The sequence below is a fragment of the Pseudomonas sp. SH10-3B genome (genome assembly GCF_019891415.1).
In the GTDB taxonomy this organism is placed as follows: domain Bacteria; phylum Pseudomonadota; class Gammaproteobacteria; order Pseudomonadales; family Pseudomonadaceae; genus Aquipseudomonas.
On the sequence record NZ_JAFLXD010000009.1, the window covers coordinates 85,827 to 98,893 of the forward strand.

Sequence of the window (13,067 nt, forward strand, 5' to 3'; positions counted from 1 at the left end):
TGGATAACTCAGGTCTTTTTGATTTTGACCGGGCGTTTCCAGCCGTCGATATTGCGTTGGCGGGCGCGGGCTACGGCCAGTTGGGACTTATCCACATCCTGATTGATGGTTGAGCCTGCGGCAGTGTTCGAACCATCACCGATAGTCACTGGCGCAATCAGCGAGTTATTCGAGCCGATGAAGACGTCCTCACCAATAGTGGTCTGGTACTTGTTGGCACCGTCGTAGTTGCAGGTAATTGCGCCAGCGCCGATGTTGCTGCGGGCGCCGATCACCGCGTCACCGAGGTAAGCCAGGTGACCGGCCTTTGCGTCGTCGCCCATTTGCGCGTTTTTCAGTTCGACGAAATTGCCGACGTGCGCCCTGGCGCCCATCACTGTGCCCGGACGCAAGCGCGCAAACGGGCCGGCATCGCTGCCCTCGCCCATCACCGCACCGTCGATATGGCTGTTGGCCTTGATCACCACGCCCTTGCGCAGGGTGCTGTCCTTGATCACGCAGTTCGGGCCGATGACCACGTCGTCTTCGATGATTACGCGACCTTCGAGGATCACGTTGATGTCGATCAGCACGTCGCGGCCCACGGTGACTTCACCGCGCACGTCAAAGCGTGCCGGGTCGCGCAGAGTGACGCCCTGGGCCATCAGGCGGCGGCCTTCGCGCAGTTGGTAGTGACGTTCCAGTTCGGCCAGTTGCTTGCGATCATTGGCGCCCTGCACTTCCATCGGATCATGGGGCTGTTCGGTGGCGACCAGCAGGCCATCACTCACGGCCATCTCGATCACGTCGGTGAGGTAGTACTCGCCTTGGGCGTTGTTGTTGGACAGGCGGCTCATCCAGTCGGCAAGACGATCGGCCGGCACCGCGAGGATCCCGGTATTGCCTTCGGTGATAGCGCGCTGGGCTTCGCTGGCGTCCTTGTGTTCGACGATGGCCGTGACCTTGCCTTCTGCGTCGCGCACGATGCGCCCGTAGCCGGTGGGGTCATCCAGTTCGACGGTGAGCAGGCCCATCTGGCCAGGCACTACGTGCTTGAGCAGGCGTTGCAGGGTTTGCACTTCAATCAGCGGCACATCGCCATAGAGGATCAGCACGGTATCGGCCGTGATAAACGGCACCGCTTGGGCGGTGGCATGACCGGTGCCCAGTTGTTTGTCCTGCAATACGAAATTCAGGTCATCTGCGGCCAAGCGCTCACGCACCACATCGGCACCATGACCGATCACTACGTGGATACGTTGTGGGTCCAACTGTCGAGCGCTGTGGATAACATGCCCAAGCATGGAATTGCCTGCAATCGGGTGCAGCACCTTGGGCAGGGCCGAACGCATGCGGGTGCCCTGGCCTGCGGCGAGAATGACGATTTCAAGAGACATGAATGGCTACCAATCCTGGACGGTCCCGGCTTCAGACCAAAGATGTATTTTGCTAAAAAAGAAAAAGGGTAGCCGAGGCTACCCTTTTTAATCAATCGCGCATAAGCATCACGGCGTGGCCGCTTACTTCTTGCGGATCTGCTGGAGCGTGCGCAGCTGAGCTGCAGCCTCGGCCAGACGTACAGCAGCAGCGCTGTAGTCGAAGTCCGCACCCTTTTCGTTCAGGGCCTTCTCGGCAGCCTTGACGGCTTCCTGAGCGGAGGCTTCATCCAGATCGCCAGCACGTTGCACGGTGTCGGCAAGTACCTTGACCATGTTCGGCTGAACCTCGAGGAAACCACCGGAGATGTAAAACACCTCACGTTCCCCGCCTTGCTTGGTCAGAGTGATCGGACCTGGCTTCAAGCTGGTGATCAGCGGTGCGTGGCCCATGGCGATACCAAGATCACCCAGGTCACCGTGCGCTGTCACAAACTCCACCAGACCGGAGAAGATTTCCCCTTCCGCGCTGACGATATCGCAATGGACTGTCATAGCCATCTGATTGCCTCAACCTGATGAGCGCCCGTTTCCGGGCGCTTGGATTACAGTTTCTTGGCTTTCTCGATCGCTTCTTCGATGCCGCCGACCATGTAGAACGCTTGTTCTGGCAGGTGGTCGTAGTCACCGTTGAGGATGCCTTTGAAGCCAGCAATGGTGTCTTTCAGGGAAACGTATTTACCCGAAGCACCGGTGAAGACTTCAGCCACGAAGAACGGCTGCGACAAGAAGCGCTGGATCTTACGAGCACGGTTTACCAACTGCTTGTCGGCTTCCGACAGCTCGTCCATACCCAGGATCGCAATGATGTCCTTCAGTTCTTTATAACGCTGCAGCACGTACTGAACGCCGCGAGCGGTGTCGTAGTGCTCCTGGCCGATCACGTTCGGGTCCAGCTGGCGCGAAGTCGAGTCGAGTGGATCGACCGCTGGGTAGATACCCAGGGAAGCGATGTCACGGGACAGAACGACGGTGGCGTCCAAGTGGGCGAAGGTGGTCGCAGGCGATGGGTCGGTCAAGTCATCCGCAGGTACGTATACCGCTTGGATCGAAGTGATCGAACCTTCCTTGGTCGAAGTGATACGTTCTTGCAGAACGCCCATCTCTTCAGCCAGGGTCGGCTGGTAACCTACTGCGGAAGGCATACGGCCCAGCAGTGCGGATACTTCAGTACCGGCCAGGGTGTAACGGTAGATGTTGTCGACGAACAGCAGAACGTCGTTACCTTCGTCACGGAACTTCTCGGCCATGGTCAGGCCAGTCAGTGCTACGCGCAGACGGTTTCCCGGCGGCTCGTTCATCTGACCGTAAACCAGTGCCACTTTGTCCAGAACGTTGGAGTCCTTCATCTCGTGGTAGAAGTCGTTACCCTCACGAGTACGCTCACCCACACCGGCGAACACGGAATAACCGCTGTGCTCGATGGCGATGTTACGGATCAGTTCCATCATGTTTACGGTCTTGCCTACACCGGCACCACCGAACAGACCGACTTTACCGCCCTTGGCGAACGGGCAAACCAGGTCGATAACCTTGATGCCGGTTTCCAGCAGGTCGTTGCCGCCAGCTTGTTCCGCGAACGAAGGTGCTGGACGGTGAATGCCCCAGCGCTCTTCGGTGTCGATCGGGCCAGCTTCGTCAATCGGGTTGCCCAGTACGTCCATGATCCGGCCCAGGGTCGCTTTACCGACCGGTACGGAGATGGCAGCGCCAGAGTCGATAACGTCCAGACCGCGCTTCAAGCCTTCGGTGGAACCCATCGCAATGGTACGAACTACGCCGTCGCCCAGCTGCTGCTGAACTTCCAGAGTAGTTTCCGCGCCTTGTACTTTCAGCGCGTTGTAGATGCTCGGTACGCTGTCGCGTGGAAATTCCACGTCGATAACGGCGCCGATGATTTGAACGATACGTCCGCTACTCATAGCTGGATCCTCTGAATATTTGAACCGTTAAACCGCGGCAGCGCCGCCGACGATTTCCGAGATCTCTTGGGTGATCGCAGCCTGACGCGCCTTGTTGTAGATCAGCTGCAAATCGCTGATCAGATCACCGGCGTTATCGGTAGCGTTTTTCATCGCGATCATCCGCGCCGCTTGTTCAGCTGCGTTGTTCTCGACCACCGCCTGGTACACCTGCGACTCCACGTAGCGCACCATCAAGCCGTCAAGCAGCTCTTTGGCGTCTGGTTCGTAGAGGTAGTCCCAGTGGTGCTTGAGTTCCTGATCCGGAGTCGCCACCAGTGGAATCAATTGCTCCACGGTTGGCTGCTGGGTCATGGTGTTGATGAACTTGTTGGATACCACGGAGAGGCGGTCAATCCGGCCTTCCAGGTACGCATCCAGCATCACCTTCACACTGCCGATCAAATCATTGATCGACGGCTCTTCACCCAGGTGGCTGATAGCTGCAACGACGTTACCGCCGAAGTTGCGGAAAAAGGCCGCACCCTTGCTACCAACAACACACAGATCGATCTCGACGCCGTTTTCGCGGTTTACCGCCATGTCCTTGACCAGGGCCTTGAACAGGTTGGTATTCAAACCACCGCACAAACCACGGTCACTGCTCACTACCACATAACCCACACGCTTGACGGCGCGCTCGATCATGAACGGGTGGCGGTATTCCGGGTTGGCGTTGGCCAGATGCCCAATTACCTGGCGGATACGCTCCGCATAAGGACGGCTAGCAGCCATGCGCATTTGTGCCTTGCGCATTTTGCTGACCGCCACTTTTTCCATGGCGCTGGTAATTTTTTGCGTGCTTTTGATGCTCGCAATCTTACTGCGAATCTCTTTTGCGCCTGCCATGTAACACCTATCAGGTTAGCAAGCGGGAGCCTTGCGGCTCCCGCTGCGGCTTACCAGGTTTGGGTGGCCTTGAACTTCTCGATACCGGCTTTCATGCCAGCGTCGATATCGTCATTGAAGTCACCCTTCACGTTGATCTTCGCCATCAATTCGGCGTGATCGCGGTTGAAGTAAGCAATCAGCGCTTGTTCAAAGCTGCCGACCTTGGCGATTTCAACGTCGGTCAGGAACCCACGCTCAGCGGCATACAGCGACAACGCCATGTCAGCGATCGACATTGGGGCGTATTGCTTCTGCTTCATCAGCTCGGTAACGCGCTGACCATGCTCAAGTTGCTTACGGGTCGCTTCGTCCAGGTCAGAAGCAAACTGGGCGAATGCCGCCAGTTCACGGTACTGAGCCAGAGCGGTACGGATACCACCGGAGAGCTTCTTGATGATCTTGGTCTGAGCGGCACCACCCACACGGGATACCGAAACACCGGCGTTCACTGCAGGGCGGATGCCCGAGTTGAACATGGCCGATTCCAGGAAGATCTGACCGTCGGTGATGGAAATCACGTTGGTCGGAACGAACGCGGAAACGTCGCCAGCCTGGGTTTCGATGATCGGCAATGCGGTCAGGGAACCGGTTTTGCCGGTCACTGCGCCGTTGGTGAACTTCTCTACGTACTCTTCGGAAACGCGGGATGCGCGTTCCAGCAGACGGGAGTGGAGATAGAACACGTCGCCTGGGTAAGCTTCACGGCCTGGTGGACGGCGCAGCAGCAGGGAAATCTGGCGGTAAGCCACTGCTTGCTTGGACAGATCGTCATAAACGATCAGCGCGTCTTCACCGCGGTCGCGGAAGAATTCACCCATGGTGCAACCGGAGTACGGTGCCAGGAATTGCAGCGCAGGAGATTCCGAAGCACTGGCAGCCACGATGATCGTGTTGGCCAGGGCGCCGTTTTCTTCCAGCTTGCGAACCACGTTGGCGATGGTCGATTGCTTCTGACCGATCGCTACGTAGACGCAGAAAATGCCGCTGTTCTTCTGGTTGATGATCGCGTCGATCGCCAGAGCGGTTTTACCGATCTGACGGTCACCGATGATCAGCTCGCGCTGGCCACGGCCGACTGGGATCATGGCATCGACAGCCTTGTAGCCAGTCTGTACAGGCTGGTCTACCGACTTACGCCAGATCACGCCTGGAGCAACTTTCTCGACCGCGTCGGTCTCGGTGTTGCCCAGTGGACCTTTACCGTCAACAGGGTTACCCAGTGCGTCGACTACGCGACCCAGCAGTTCCTTACCAACCGGAACCTCCAGGATGCGGCCTGTGCACTTGGCGCTCATGCCTTCAGCCAGACTGGTGTACGCGCCCAAGACAACGGCACCTACGGAGTCTTGCTCCAGGTTGAGGGCCATACCGAAGACGCCGCCCGGAAACTCGATCATCTCGCCGTACATAACGTCGGCCAGACCGTGAATCCGCACGATGCCGTCAGATACGCTGACGACAGTGCCTTCGTTACGGGCTTGGGAGGTCACATCGAGCTTGTCGATGCGGCCCTTGATAATTTCACTTATTTCGGAAGGATTGAGTTGCTGCATTGCTCTGCTGCCCCTTCAAACTCAAGATTTCAATGCTTCGGCAAGATTCGCGAGTTTGCCGCGAATCGAGCCATCGATAACCAGGTCGCCGGCGCGAATGACAACACCCCCAATAAGGGATGGGTCTTCCGCAACTTGCAGGCGCACTTCCCGGTCGAGTCGTGCACTGAGAACCTTGGCGAGTTTGTCTTGCTGTTCTTGGTTCAATGCAAAAGCACTGGTCACTTCAACGTCTACCGATTTCTCTTGCTCGGCCTTGTACAGGTCGAACAGAGCGGCAATCTCCGGCAAAAGCAGGAGACGGTCGTTTTCGGCGATGACATTGATGAAGTTCTGCACTTTCACATCAAACTTGTCGCCGCACACTTCAATAAAAGTGGCGGCCTTGTCTGCGCTCGTCAGTCGCGGGGCCTTGAGCACGCGCTGCATGGTGTCGTCTTGCGACACTGCTGCAGCCAGGCCGAGCATGGCTGACCAAGAGGCCAGCTGCTGGTGGGCCTGGGCGTGCTCGAAGGCTGCCTTAGCGTAAGGTCGGGCCAACGTGGTCAATTCTGCCATGATCGCCCTCGCTTAAATTTCAGCAGCCAGTTTATTAACCAGCTCCGCGTGCGCGTTTTGATCAATTGTGGCACCCAGGATCTTCTCAGCACCGCCGACGGCCAGAGCACCCAATTGGGCACGCAGCGCATCTTTGACACCGTTCAGTTCCTGCTCGATCTCGGCTTGAGCCTGAACCTTCACACGGTCAGCGTCGATACGGGCTTTTTCAACAGCCTCTTCAACAATCTGGTTACCGCGTTTCTTGGCTTGCTCAATGATTTCGGCTGCTTGAGCTTTCGCTTCGCGCAGTTGCTGACCCGCTTTATCTTGGGCCAACTCCAGGTCGCGAGCTGCTCGTGCGGCAGCGTCCAGTCCATCCGCGATCTTCTTTTGACGTTCGTGCAAAGCCGCGATGACCGGAGGCCATACGAACTTCATGCAGAAAACGACAAAAATCAAGAACGCTAAGGACTGACCAATAATGGTTGCATTAATGTTCACGCCAATACCTCGCTCATTCGTTGCACAACACACCAATCACTCGCAAAACGAGTGATTAACCGGCGAGTTGACCAACGAAGGGGTTCGCGAAGGTGAAGAACAGAGCGATACCAACGCCGATCATGGTCACGGCGTCGAGCAGGCCGGCAACGATGAACATTTTAACTTGCAGCATTGGAACCATTTCTGGCTGACGCGCTGCGCCTTCCAGGAACTTGCCGCCCAGCAGGCCGAAACCAATGGCAGTACCCAGGGCGCCCAGGCCGATCAACAGTGCAACAGCGATAGCGGTTAGACCAACTACAGTTTCCATCTTTCCTCCCGACTTTTACGTCGTATGGTTTAGGTTTTTTAGATTTTAAAGCGGTAAAACAAATCGTTTCATAGCCCTGGTGGGCCACCTTCCCGTTTCACCGGGAAGGACATCAGACTAGTCGAGACTGGTCTTAATGGTTCTCTTCGTGCGCCATCGACAGATAGACGATGGTCAGCATCATGAAGATGAAGGCCTGCAGGGTAATGATCAGGATGTGGAACACAGCCCACGCCCACTGCAGAACAATGCCCAGGCCGCTAAGCCAGAGCAGGCCGCTGCCGAACATCACAGCGATCAGAATGAACACCAGCTCGCCGGCATACATGTTGCCGAACAGTCGCAGGGCCAGGGAGATCGGCTTGGCGATCAGGGTGACGAATTCCAGCAGGAAGTTCACCGGGATCAGCAGGGCTTGAACGAAGATGTTCTTGCTGCCGAAAGGGTGCAGGGTCAGTTCGCCGATGAAGCCGCCGATGCCCTTGATCTTGATGCTGTAGAAAATGATCAACGCAAATACCGACAGGGCCATGCCCAGGGTAGCGTTCGGGTCAGTGGTCGATACGGCACGGAAAGGAATGTGCGGGTCGCCGGAAATCGCCATGGCCAACTGAGGAATCCAGTCAACCGGGATCAGGTCGACGGCGTTCATCAGGAACACCCAGACGAAGATGGTCAGTGCCAGCGGTGCAATCACCGGGCTACGGCCATGGAAGCTGTCTTTCACGCTGCCATCGACGAATTCGACCAATACTTCAACGAAGTTCTGCAAAGCACCTGGCTGACCGGAAGTCGCCTTCTTTGCCGCCATGCGGAAAATCAGGACGAAGATCAGACCCAAAGCGACCGACCAGCCCAGAGTATCCAGGTGGAAAGCCCAGAAGCCCATTTCTTTGGCTTCTGCTGCGGAGTGGGCAAAGCCCCAGCCGCCGTTGGGAAGCTGACCGAAGGTCAGGTTCTGCAAGTGGTGCTGGATATAGCCCGAAGCGGTTGTTTCTGCCATGGTTGCCTCAAACGCCCTAAGGTTTCGAAAGTCTTGTTTTCATTAGCAGGGGAGCGAACCAGCTGACCAGTTGGGTCAACACGAAGACGCCGAATACAGCCAGCGGCGCCAATGGCTTCACACCTGCAAAGGTCAGTGCAAACAGCACTGCCGTCAAAATCAGTTTCCCCGCCTCGCCGGCATAAAAAGACCGGACGATAGCCTGGGCTGCTCGGGCGCCGGAAAACCGAAAGGCCCTGTGAGCAAAATACATATTGGGCAGCAAGGCTATCAGGCCTCCGCAAAGTCCTGAATATCCGGCTACGACTCCATGCCAATACCAAAGCGCCAAAGCGGCGATCAGCAAAATGACAAATTGAGCCAATAAAACCGGAAAAACAGCCAAGCGATGGAAGGGCAACGTGTTTGGCGTGCGGGTTTCCATCACTCTTGCTCCTCAATAGTCGGCTGCCGGAAATCAATAACTTGGCATAATTTGTGCCGACAAAATGCGCGCAGAGTATAGGGGCGGTTCTGCCCCTATTCAACTGCCGGGTAGTGATTTCCGATCACGCGCTACATAAGCAAATGTTTCAGCGGATGTGGGCAAGGACGCCCTGAAGCTCATCAAGGGAGTTATATCCGATGACCAATTGTCCTTTGCCTTTCTTCCCGTGGCGAATTTGCACCGCAGAGCCCAGGCGCTCGGCCAGGCGTTGCTCAAGGCGCGCGATATCCGGATCAGGTTTGGCCGTTTCGACCGGTGCAGGTTTGCCGCTGAGCCACTGGCGAACCAAGGCCTCGGTCTGACGAACGGTGAGCCCTCGTGCGACAACGTGTCGCGCCCCTTCAACCTGTTGATTTTCCGGCAAACCGAGCAAAGCACGGGCGTGACCCATCTCCAGGTCGCCATGGGACAACATGGTCTTGATGACTTCCGGCAGCGCGATCAGGCGCAGCAAGTTGGACACGGTGACACGGGATTTACCCACGGCCTCGGCCACTTGCTGCTGGGTCAACTGGAATTCCTGCTGAAGACGCTGCAAGGCGATCGCTTCTTCGATCGGATTGAGGTCTTCACGCTGGATATTCTCGATCAACGCCATGGCGATCGCGGTTTCATCCGGTACATCGCGCACCATCGCCGGGATGGTGTCCTTGCCGGCCTGTTGGCTGGCGCGCCAGCGGCGTTCACCGGCGATGATTTCAAAACGGCCGCCGCCTATCGGGCGCACCACGATCGGCTGCATCACGCCCTGGGCCTTGATCGAGTTAGCCAGTTCTTCGAGCGCCTGGGGGTCCATGTCACGGCGTGGCTGGTATTTGCCGCGCTGGATCAGGTCCAGGGGCAGGTGCTGCAGCTCACGCTCCTCAGCCTGCACCGCTTGTTCTTCAAGCGATGTGACGGTCGGACCACTCAACAGTGCATCCAGTCCACGTCCGAGACCTCGTTTCTTGACGGCCATGGGAATTCCTTAAGTTGGCTGGGCTGCAGCGGTGCGTGAGTTGCGGCGTTGGCGACGGACCATCTCGCCGGCCAATGCCAGGTAGGCGATGGCACCACGCGATGATTTGTCGTACGCCAGCGCGGGCATGCCATAGCTTGGCGCTTCGGCCAGGCGGATATTGCGTGGAATCACGGTGTCGTACAGCTGGTCGCCAAAGTGTTCCTTGAGCTGCGCCGACACATCGTTCATCAGGCTCAGGCGCGGATCGAACATGGTCCGCAGCAGGCCTTCGATCTGCAGGTTCGGGTTGAGCAGCTCGGCGATACGCTTGATGTTATCCACAAGGTCGCTCAACCCTTCCAGCGCGTAGTACTCGCACTGCATGGGGATAATCACCCCATCGGCAGCCACCAATGCGTTAAGCGTGAGCATCGACAGCGACGGTGGGCAGTCGATCAAAATGTAGTCGTAGTTCTCGCGGATCGGTGCCAAAGCACTGCGCAGACGGCTTTCCTTCATCTGCATTTCCAGCAGCACCACTTCCGCCGCGGTCAAATCGCGGTTGGCCGGCAGCAGTTGATAACCGCCATGCTCGGAGTAGTGCATGGCCTGGGCCAGGTCGCACTCGCCAATCAGCAAGTCGTAGACCGAGTTTTCCAGGCCGTGTTTATCCACACCGCTACCCATGGTGGCGTTGCCCTGTGGATCGAGATCGATCAACAGCACCCGGCGCTTGGTGGCGACCAGGGATGCTGCGAGGTTGATGCAGGTGGTGGTTTTGCCCACGCCACCTTTCTGGTTCGCTATCGCGAATACCTTAGCCATTCTTGCTTGTGTTCCCAATCATGCCGTGCGGCGCAGTATCAGCAGATGGCGTTGGCCTTGGCAACCGGGTACGGCCAAGGCGTGTTCGCTATCGAGGTGGAAGTCTGCCGGCAATGCTAACAGCTCATCGCTTGGATGGACGCCCTTCATTGCCAGCCAGCGGGTGTCACGGTCGCCCAGGTGACGGGTCCAGTTGCTGAAGTTCTCCATGCTGCTGAACGCCCGGGAAACAATTCCGTTGAACGGCAGTTCAGGCGTAAAGGCTTCGACGCGACTGTGGATAACTTGCAGGTTATCCAGTTTGAGTTCGAGTTTGACCTGGGTCAGGAAACGAGTTTTCTTGCCGTTGCTGTCCAGGCAGGTCACCTGCGACTCGGGAAACAGGATAGCCAGTGGAATGCCAGGCATACCGCCACCACTGCCCACGTCAAGCCAACGACCGTTTTCGATAAATGGCATCACGCTCAGGCTGTCGAGCAAGTGACGGGAAACCATTTCGTCGGGATCACGCACTGCCGTCAGGTTGTAAGCCTTGTTCCACTTGATCAACAGGGCTAGGTAACCCAGCAGTAAATCGTGCTGGCCTTCGGTCAAGTCCACGCCCAATTGGCGCGCACCTGTGGATAACTCTTCGGCGTGTTGCGAGGTGACCAACGAACTCAAGCGCTTTGCTCCAACTGACGGCCCGCGCCGCGTTTTTTCAAATGAATCATCAACAACGAAATGGCTGCCGGGGTGACGCCGGGGATACGTGAAGCCTGACCAAGCGTTTCAGGGCGAGTTATCCCCAGCTTGCTTTGGATTTCTTTCGACAACCCGGAAATACCGGTGTAGTCGATATCCACAGGCAGCTTGGTGTCTTCACTGGCGCGCAGGCGAGCGATCTCGTCCTGCTGGCGGTCAATGTAACCGGCGTACTTGGTCTTGATTTCGACCTGCTCGGCAACCTGTGGATCATCTGCGCCGCCGCCGGTCACTTCGACCAGACCCGCGTAATCGATCTCCGGGCGGGACAGCAGGTTCAGCAGGTTGTACTCGTGGGTCAGCGGCGTACCGAATTTTTCCGCGATCGCATCGCCCTGCTCGGTGCCCGGGCGAACCCAAGTACTTTTCAGGCGTTGCTCCTCGAGCTCGATGCTTTCGCGTTTTTTGCAGAAGGCGGCCCAACGTGCGTCATCGACCAGGCCCAGTTCACGACCTTTTTCGGTCAGGCGCAGGTCGGCGTTGTCTTCGCGCAGGATCAGGCGATATTCCGCACGGGAAGTGAACATCCGATACGGTTCCTGGGTTCCCAGGGTAATCAGGTCATCGACCAACACGCCGATATACGCTTCATCGCGACGCGGGCACCAGCTCTCTTTGCCCTGGGCACGCAATGCGGCGTTGGTCCCGGCCAGCAAACCTTGGGCACCGGCTTCTTCGTAACCGGTGGTGCCGTTGATTTGCCCGGCGAAGAACAGGCCGCCGATCACTTTGGTTTCCAGGCTGTACTTCAGGTCACGTGGGTCGAAGTAGTCATATTCGATGGCGTAGCCCGGACGCACGATGTGCGCGTTTTCCATGCCGCGAATCGATTGCACGATCTGGATTTGCACGTCGAACGGCAGGGAAGTGGAAATCCCGTTCGGGTACAGCTCGTGGGTGGTCAGGCCTTCGGGCTCGATGAAGACCTGGTGGCTTTCCTTGTCGGCAAAGCGGTGGATCTTGTCTTCGATCGATGGGCAGTAACGCGGGCCAATCCCTTCGATTACTCCGGAGTACATCGGCGAGCGGTCGAGGTTCGCCGCGATGATTTCGTGGGTGCGGGCGTTGGTGTGGGTAATCCAGCAGCTCACCTGTTTGGGGTGTTGCTCCTTGGAACCCATGAACGACATCACCGGAATCGGCGTATCGCCAGCTTGTTCGGTCATCACCGAGAAATCCACAGAACGCCCGTCGATACGCGGAGGGGTCCCGGTTTTCAGGCGTCCGACACGCAAAGGCAATTCACGCAGGCGTTTTGCCAAGGCAATCGACGGCGGATCACCGGCACGACCACCCGAATAGTTCTGCATACCGATGTGGATAAGTCCGCCGAGGAACGTACCGGTGGTCAACACCACGGATTCTGCAAAGAAACGCAGGCCCATTTGGGTGACAACACCACGGACAACGTCTTGTTCGACGATCAGGTCATCGGCGGCTTGTTGAAATATCCACAGGTTGGGCTGGTTTTCCAGGGTTTCGCGGACCGCAGCTTTGTACAGGATGCGGTCGGCTTGGGCCCGAGTGGCACGTACAGCCGGGCCTTTGCGGCTGTTGAGCACGCGAAATTGAATACCACCCTTGTCGGTAGCTTCGGCCATCACGCCACCAAGGGCGTCGATTTCCTTGACCAGGTGGCTTTTGCCGATCCCACCAATGGCGGGGTTGCAACTCATGGCACCGAGGGTTTCCACGTTATGCGTCAACAACAGGGTTTTTACGCCCATGCGTGCTGACGCCAGTGCTGCCTCGGTACCGGCATGACCGCCGCCGATGACGATCACTTCAAAACGGGAAGGGAAATCCACCACGCACCTCGTGCCTGCTTATGTAGGTAATTAGGAATTGATTGGTTGAGCTGGTTTTAGAGCTTTGGCGGCAAGTATAGGGACTT

14 protein-coding genes are annotated in these 13,067 nt (G+C 57.4%); all 14 read right to left on the reverse strand.

What is annotated here, in order from left to right; genetic code table 11:
* Positions 1–8: 8 nt before the first annotated feature.
* Complete coding sequence (glmU, locus tag J1G35_RS09590) at positions 9–1,376, reverse strand: bifunctional UDP-N-acetylglucosamine diphosphorylase/glucosamine-1-phosphate N-acetyltransferase GlmU (protein WP_053127458.1); 1,368 nt, start codon at positions 1,374–1,376, stop codon at positions 9–11.
* 123 nt (positions 1,377–1,499) lie between these two features.
* Positions 1,500–1,916, reverse strand: a complete 417-nt coding sequence (locus J1G35_RS09595; protein ID WP_003195825.1) for a F0F1 ATP synthase subunit epsilon — start codon at positions 1,914–1,916, stop codon at positions 1,500–1,502.
* A 44-nt stretch (positions 1,917–1,960) separates the two neighbouring features.
* Entirely contained in the window at positions 1,961–3,337 is a 1,377-nt protein-coding gene (gene atpD / locus J1G35_RS09600; protein WP_003177062.1) for a F0F1 ATP synthase subunit beta, read from the reverse strand.
* Between the two features lie 27 nt (positions 3,338–3,364).
* The gene (gene atpG / locus J1G35_RS09605) at positions 3,365–4,225 is read right to left on the reverse strand and encodes a F0F1 ATP synthase subunit gamma (protein ID WP_003195829.1); all 861 of its coding nucleotides are present in this window, start codon (positions 4,223–4,225) and stop codon (positions 3,365–3,367) included.
* A 50-nt stretch (positions 4,226–4,275) separates the two neighbouring features.
* Positions 4,276–5,820 carry a F0F1 ATP synthase subunit alpha gene (gene atpA, locus J1G35_RS09610; RefSeq protein ID WP_053127456.1) on the reverse strand — a complete coding sequence of 515 codons (1,545 nt, stop codon included), beginning with the start codon at positions 5,818–5,820 and terminating at the stop codon, positions 4,276–4,278.
* A gap of 21 nt (positions 5,821–5,841) precedes the next feature.
* Entirely contained in the window at positions 5,842–6,378 is a 537-nt protein-coding gene (locus J1G35_RS09615) for a F0F1 ATP synthase subunit delta (protein ID WP_053127454.1), read from the reverse strand.
* Positions 6,379–6,390: 12 nt separating this feature from the next.
* On the reverse strand, positions 6,391–6,861 hold the full coding sequence (locus J1G35_RS09620) for a F0F1 ATP synthase subunit B (protein WP_008439543.1): 471 nt from the start codon (positions 6,859–6,861) through the stop codon (positions 6,391–6,393).
* Between the two features lie 55 nt (positions 6,862–6,916).
* A complete protein-coding gene (gene atpE / locus J1G35_RS09625) occupies positions 6,917–7,174 on the reverse strand; it encodes a F0F1 ATP synthase subunit C (protein ID WP_002555987.1) in 258 nt (85 codons plus the stop codon).
* Positions 7,175–7,307: 133 nt separating this feature from the next.
* Positions 7,308–8,177, reverse strand: a complete 870-nt coding sequence (gene atpB / locus J1G35_RS09630) for a F0F1 ATP synthase subunit A (RefSeq protein WP_017736231.1) — start codon at positions 8,175–8,177, stop codon at positions 7,308–7,310.
* Between the two features lie 16 nt (positions 8,178–8,193).
* On the reverse strand, positions 8,194–8,601 hold the full coding sequence (locus tag J1G35_RS09635) for a F0F1 ATP synthase subunit I (RefSeq protein WP_010565865.1): 408 nt from the start codon (positions 8,599–8,601) through the stop codon (positions 8,194–8,196).
* 148 nt (positions 8,602–8,749) lie between these two features.
* Positions 8,750–9,622, reverse strand: a complete 873-nt coding sequence (locus J1G35_RS09640; protein ID WP_053127452.1) for a ParB/RepB/Spo0J family partition protein — start codon at positions 9,620–9,622, stop codon at positions 8,750–8,752.
* Between the two features lie 9 nt (positions 9,623–9,631).
* Positions 9,632–10,429 (reverse strand): ParA family protein, encoded by a 798-nt coding sequence (locus tag J1G35_RS09645; RefSeq protein WP_016978715.1) that lies wholly within the window; start codon positions 10,427–10,429, stop codon positions 9,632–9,634.
* 18 nt (positions 10,430–10,447) lie between these two features.
* Positions 10,448–11,092: a 16S rRNA (guanine(527)-N(7))-methyltransferase RsmG gene (gene rsmG / locus J1G35_RS09650; protein ID WP_053127450.1), complete on the reverse strand. Its 645-nt coding sequence runs from the start codon at positions 11,090–11,092 to the stop codon at positions 10,448–10,450.
* Positions 11,089–12,981 carry a tRNA uridine-5-carboxymethylaminomethyl(34) synthesis enzyme MnmG gene (gene mnmG / locus J1G35_RS09655; protein WP_053127447.1) on the reverse strand — a complete coding sequence of 631 codons (1,893 nt, stop codon included), beginning with the start codon at positions 12,979–12,981 and terminating at the stop codon, positions 11,089–11,091. Before mnmG ends, rsmG begins: the two co-directional genes overlap by 4 nt.
* Between the last annotated feature and the right edge of the window lie 86 nt (positions 12,982–13,067).